Genomic DNA, 542 nt, shown 5'->3' on the forward strand with positions numbered 1-542 from the left:
CAGATGGCTTTCATCCCCGACGGATTCCGCTCCCCAGGGCCGCCTCCAAACATCCAATCCCGCCTCCGCTCCCTCGTCCCACTCTCCTGCTGGTATTCTCTGGCTAAAGTAATTAAAAGCGAATTTAACATAAAGGGTGACATAAAGGGTGAAGGCATTTTCGAAAATGGCTTCACCCTTTAATGTAAATCCCCACACCATTTAACATCAACCCTGAAGGCATTTTCAAAAATGCCTTGACGCTTTACTGTTAATCCCCACGTCAGTTACATAAAATATCTATACCATAATCTGCACTAAACTTTATTTATCCTTTATCAGACCAGTACACAGCCGTGAATCCTGGGGATGGGGACGGACGGGGGCGGAGGCCCGCTTGGAGGGTTGGCACCGGGCGGAACGGAATCCGTTGGCGATGAAAGCCGTCTGGAGACCGTTAGTGAAACTTAGGCTACAGGGACAGAAAAAGACGGGCAGAAACTGAAACCCAAATCAGTTTCTGAGATGCCCACTGAACGGTAAAGTCCCATAAAGAGTTTACC

1 protein-coding gene is annotated in these 542 nt (G+C 48.5%); it reads right to left on the reverse strand.

The features are described 5' to 3' along the window. On the reverse strand, positions 1–201 hold a 201-nt coding region (locus tag GPL15_RS17145), incomplete at its 3' end, for a hypothetical protein (protein WP_215699915.1). Positions 202–542 lie beyond the last annotated feature (341 nt).

This window comes from Clostridium sp. MCC353, from assembly GCF_018785315.1.
GTDB lineage: Bacteria > Bacillota > Clostridia > Lachnospirales > Lachnospiraceae > CHH4-2.